Origin of the sequence: Streptomyces niphimycinicus (genome assembly GCF_018883605.1) — a bacterium.
Taxonomy (GTDB): Bacteria; Actinomycetota; Actinomycetes; order Streptomycetales; family Streptomycetaceae; genus Streptomyces; species Streptomyces niphimycinicus.
Window position 1 is genome coordinate 1 of the sequence record NZ_JAHLEM010000755.1, and the last position, 4,882, is coordinate 4,882.

General features: G+C 70.8%; 6 protein-coding genes and 1 tRNA gene. 4 read left to right on the forward strand and 3 right to left on the reverse strand.

Going from position 1 to position 4,882, the window contains the following annotated elements; genetic code table 11:
• On the forward strand, positions 1 to 678 hold a 678-nt coding region (locus KN815_RS41855; RefSeq protein ID WP_216347011.1), incomplete at its 5' end, for a biotin/lipoyl-containing protein.
• 68 nt (positions 679 to 746) lie between these two features.
• Here KN815_RS41855 and KN815_RS41860 read toward each other — a convergent pair.
• Positions 747 to 1,658: an alpha/beta hydrolase gene (locus KN815_RS41860; RefSeq protein ID WP_216347012.1), complete on the reverse strand. Its 912-nt coding sequence runs from the start codon at positions 1,656 to 1,658 to the stop codon at positions 747 to 749.
• A gap of 276 nt (positions 1,659 to 1,934) precedes the next feature.
• Between KN815_RS41860 and KN815_RS41865 the strand changes: the two genes are divergently transcribed.
• The 3 genes from KN815_RS41865 to KN815_RS41875 are packed head-to-tail and all read left to right on the forward strand — an operon-like array spanning position 1,935 to position 3,880.
• Positions 1,935 to 2,753 (forward strand): 4'-phosphopantetheinyl transferase family protein, encoded by an 819-nt coding sequence (locus KN815_RS41865; protein ID WP_216347013.1) that lies wholly within the window; start codon positions 1,935 to 1,937, stop codon positions 2,751 to 2,753.
• Between the two features lie 23 nt (positions 2,754 to 2,776).
• Entirely contained in the window at positions 2,777 to 3,631 is an 855-nt protein-coding gene (locus tag KN815_RS41870) for an alpha/beta fold hydrolase (RefSeq protein ID WP_216347014.1), read from the forward strand.
• 33 nt (positions 3,632 to 3,664) lie between these two features.
• Positions 3,665 to 3,880 carry a DUF2277 domain-containing protein gene (locus KN815_RS41875; protein ID WP_216347015.1) on the forward strand — a complete coding sequence of 72 codons (216 nt, stop codon included), beginning with the start codon at positions 3,665 to 3,667 and terminating at the stop codon, positions 3,878 to 3,880.
• Between the two features lie 59 nt (positions 3,881 to 3,939).
• Here the strand turns inward: KN815_RS41875 and KN815_RS41880 are convergent, their stop codons facing one another.
• On the reverse strand, positions 3,940 to 4,524 hold the full coding sequence (locus KN815_RS41880; RefSeq protein WP_216347016.1) for a Uma2 family endonuclease: 585 nt from the start codon (positions 4,522 to 4,524) through the stop codon (positions 3,940 to 3,942).
• A gap of 199 nt (positions 4,525 to 4,723) precedes the next feature.
• Positions 4,724 to 4,800: transfer RNA gene (locus tag KN815_RS41885), tRNA-Lys, on the reverse strand.
• Between the last annotated feature and the right edge of the window lie 82 nt (positions 4,801 to 4,882).

Sequence of the window (4,882 nt, forward strand, 5' to 3'; positions counted from 1 at the left end):
GGGCCCGGTGTCCGGCTGGACGCGGGTGTGGAGTCGGGGAGTGTCATCGGTCCGGCGTGGGACTCGCTGCTGGCCAAGCTGATCGTCACCGGCGCCACCCGCGCCCAGGCCCTCCAGCGGGCGGCCCGGGCGCTGGCCGAGTTCCAGGTCGAGGGCATGGCCACCGCGATCCCGTTCCACCAGGCGGTGGTCGTGGACCCGGCGTTCACCAGCGAGCCGTTCACGATCCACACCCGCTGGATCGAGACCGAGTTCAACAACACGATCGCCCCGTTCGCGCCGACCAGGATGGACGAGGCCGACGAGCCCACCGCCCGGGAGACCGTCGTGGTCGAGGTCGGCGGCAAACGGCTGGAGATCTCGCTTCCGGCGGTCCTGGGCCTGGCGGTGTCGCCCGGGGAGGCCGCGGGGACCAAGAAGCCGAAGCGCAAGGCGGTCAAGAAGTCAGGCTCCGCCGCCTCCGGCGACGCACTGGCCTCCCCGATGCAGGGCACCATCGTCAAGGTCGCCGTGGGCGAGGGCGACACCGTGGCCGAGGGCGACCTCATCGTCGTCCTGGAGGCCATGAAGATGGAACAGCCCCTCAACGCCCACCGCGGCGGCATCGTCAAGAGCCTGAACGCGAACGTCGGCGCCTCGGTCAGCGCGGGCGCCGTGATCTGCGAGCTCAAGGACTGACCCGCCGCCATGACAGCCTTACGGCGGGCTCCGAGCGGAGCCCGCCGTCAAGGACCGGCTATATGAGGTCAGTCCTTGAGCGTCCGCTCCAGGAAGTTCAGGACGGTCTCCGCGTACGTCTCCGGCTGGGTCTTGATCCCCTGGAGATGCTCGGTGTCCGGCAGGGTGTGCACCTCGGCCAGCGGATAGCGCTCGGCCAGCGCCCGCACCCCGGACGCGGGGATCATGGTGTCGAGCTCACCGGTCAGAAAGAGCATCGGGGTGCGCTCGTACGCGCCGCCGAGCGGCGGGGGCCACTGCACCCGCAGCATCGCCACGGCGGCGGACGAGGCGACCGTCTCCACGACCGCGCGGGAGGGGCCGGTGCCCAGCGGGCCGGGGATGGGCACGCCGCCGGCCGCGACGAAGTTCCGGAACAGCGGGGCCAGCTCCAGCGCCGGACCGCTGTCGAAGATCACCGCGTCGACCGGGCAGTCCTCCCGCTTGAGCATGTAGAAGGAGGGGAAGGTCGAGATGGAGAAGCCGTAGATCGCGATGCGCGCCGTGGCGTACTCGTCCATCGAGCGCATATGCCGCACCACGGCGACCACATCGTCGGTGTGGCGGTCGCTCATGCCCCAGCCCGCGCGGTCCGCGACGCTCTTACCGTGGTTGCGGTGGTCGAACATCGCGACCGTATAGCCGGCCTCGCTGAGCAGCCGCGCCTGCGCCAGGCTCGCGGACTTGCTCAGCCCCAGGCCGTGTCCGAGGACCACGACCCGCTCGGTGTCGCCGGGGATGAGCCAGACATGGAGTCCGCGCCCCTGCTGACCGTTCAGCGGAACGTTCACATCGGTGCTGGTCAGCCCCAGGTCGGCGGGCTTCTTATGATGTGGCCTGCGGGGCGGGTGGTAGATCATGTACGAGAGGAAGGCACCGTACAACGGTGCCACCGGGAGGGTCACCGCCGAAGCCGCCTTGGCCAGGAATCCCGTCGCCATGGTCGTCAAACCCCTATCACCGCTCGTGCCCGGACGTGCGCGATCGTAGTGCGGACGGGCAGGTGACCGCGTCGGCCGGGAGGCGAACGTGGCCGAAGTCACCGAGTGTCCCCGATCGGTAACGCCGCCGCGCGGCAAGGGCGTTGGGGGCGCGGGAACGGGGCGTCGCGGCGCGTTCGGACGGCAGGGCGCCCGCAGCGCGCCGCGCGCGCCGCTGTACCGTCAGTACTCCAGAGCGAGCGCATCATCGGCCGATAGCACGGGAGAAGCGGAACAGTGTCCTTCACCAGCCCGGTTCAGCCCGCACAAGAGCCCGGGCGATGGGCCCCGGTCGCCGCCCTGCCCGGCCCTGGAGACCGTCCCGGCCCCGGTGAGGTGGCCGTATGGCTGCTGCGGATCCCGCCGTCCGCCGCCGCTGCCACCGCCGTCGCGGAGGGCGTGCTGGACGAGCCGGAGCGCGAGCGCGCGGCGAGGCTGCGCACCGATCTGCTGCGCGAGCGCTATGTGACCTCCCATGTGGGGCTGCGGACGCTGCTCGGCGGCTATCTCGGCATTGCCCCGGGCGAGGTCGAGTTCGTCCGGGAGACCTGCGGAATGCCGGACTGCGACAAGCCGCACGGCCGCCCGGCCCTCGCGGGCGAGGACTCGCTGCACTTCTCCCTCTCCCACTCCGGGGACGCCGCCCTGTGCGCCGTCGCCGGGGTGCCGGTGGGCGCCGATGTCGAGGAGCGGGACCCCGAGCGCACCGGAACCAGGCTGACGGGGCTGATCGGGCAGTTGCACCCGGAGGAGCGGGCGGCGATCGAGATGCTTCCGGAGGAGCGGCGGGCGGAGGCGTTCCTGGGCTGCTGGGTCCGTAAGGAGGCGTACCTCAAGGGCATCGGCACCGGGCTGCCGGGCGGGATCAGCGCCCACCATGTCGGTCTCGCCGAGGGGCTGGCCCCCGCCGACGCGCCGTCCGGCCCCGGCGGCTGGGCCTTCGCCGACCTCGAGGCACCGCCCGGCTACCACGCCGCGGTGGCCGTACGGGACGAGGCCGCGCCCGGTGGCCCGGCGCGGCCGGTGGTGACCGTGGCCGGTCTGCCTCTGGGCTGATCGGTCCCGGTACAGTCGGCGCCATGCCGCATCTCGAGGTGGAACTCTCGGCAGGCACCGTCGAGTACGAGGACACGGGAGGCGAGGGGCCCGTCGCGGTCCTGCTGCACGGCGTCGCCATGAACGGCTCCCTGTGGCGCGATGTGGTCGCCGCGCTGAGCCCCGGCATCCGCTGTGTCGTCCCCACCCTCCCCCTGGGCGGACACCGCCGCGCGATGCGGCCCGACGCGGATCTGTCGGTGCTCGGGGTGGCCCGGCTGGTCGCCGAGTTCCTGGAACGGCTCGACCTTACGGACGTCACGCTGGCCATGAACGACTGGGGCGGGGCGCAGGCGCTGATCGCCGACGGCCGCGCCCAGCGCATCGGCCGACTGGTGATCACCTCCTGCGAGGCGTTCGAGAACTTCCCGCCGGGGCTGCCCGGCCGGAATCTGCGGATGGCCGCGAAGCTGCCGGGCGGGCTCAACGCCGCCTTCAAGCTGCTGAAGGTGGAGCCCCTGAGGCGGCTTCCGATCACCTGGGGCTGGATGACCAAGCGCCCGGTGGACCGGAAGGTGATGGACGCCTGGTTCCAGCCCCTGTGGACCTCCCCGGAGATCCGCCGTGACCTGCGGAAATACGTCCTCGGGGTGCCACCGGTGGACGAGCTGCTCCGCTGGGCCGACGCACTGCGCGCCTTCGACCGCCCCGCCCTGGTGGCCTGGGCCTCCGAGGACCGCGTCATGCCCCCCGAGCACGGCCTGCGCCTGGCCGGTCTGCTTCCCCACGGCAGCCTGGTGGAGATCCCCGACAGCTACACCCTGATCCCCGAGGACCAGCCGGGCCCGCTGGCCGACCTGATCCGCGCGTTCGTCCTGGGCGGCGCGGCCACGGCCTAGGGACTGTCGGACCCCCGGCGTACCGTCGTCAGTATGTGCAGATCCATCAAGACGCTCCGCCCGCCCTATGCCGAGACCGTCACCCAGGACGACATGCGCGCCGCCGCCCTCCAGTACGTCCGCAAGATCAGCGGCTTCCGCCAGCCCGCCCCGCACAACGCCGCCGCCTTCGACAAGGCGGTCGAAACGATCGCCGCGGCCACTGAGGAGCTGCTGAGCACGCTGGAGGTCAAGGGCCGCACCGGCTGACTGCCCGGGCATGGTGGGTATGGCCAAGGCTCACCGGGGACCCGGCGCCGGGCGGGGACTCAGCGAACGTAGTTCTTGAGGGTGTCCGTGTCGATGGTGATGCCCACCGGGTCGGGCAGGGCCACCCGCTCGCCGAAGGGGGCCCGGTGGATGTCGAGGTAGCAGCCGCTCTTCGGGTCGGGATTGGTGTGGACGATGACCGCGCAGGCGTCACGGTCCACGAGGAGATAGACAGGGATGCCCGAGGCCGCGTAGGCGGCGGGCTTCTCCTGCCGGTCACGGCGATCGGTGTCACGGTCGTACGACGTGACCTCAACGGTCATCCGCACCCCGTCGGGATCGGCCCACTCGCCCTGCCCCGCGAAGTGCGCGACAGGCGCCAGTGATCCGTCCGGTCGGGCCCGCCCCTTGCGGTACTGCCCGACCTTCAGTCCCTGGGACGTATGCAGGTCGAGATCTGGGCGGCTCTGCATGCACTGCCTGAGCAGCCACATGATGATCGTCTCGTGATCCCCGTCGGCCACGCACTTCTCCTCGATCCGTCCGTCGATGAACTCCAACGTGACGGTTTCGGGTGCGGTAGAGGCGATCTCCTCGAACTCTTCCACCCGCATGTGAGACGTGCGCTCGGTCATAACCGTCATGTTGCACCCCTTTCCTGGTGGAAGCCAGTGTTCCCAGGTGCCGACGAGGTCGGGGCACAAAGCCCAGTCGATCACTCCTGCGAGTGAAGGGCGGCTGCCGGACGGTGACGGGCGGACCGTTGCGGGCTGACCAGCGGATCATGGCCGCTCAAATATGACTGGGGCCTCTCGAACGATCGAGAGGCCCCAGTCACTGCCATGGTGCGCCGCCAGGGACTCGAACCCCGGACCCGCTGATTAAGAGTCAGCTGCTCTAACCAACTGAGCTAGCGGCGCGTGCTGACGAGGTAAATACTACCTGGTCCGGGAGGGTGGTTTTGACCATCGCTCTCCGGGGCATAGCCGGAGCCCGCCGAGG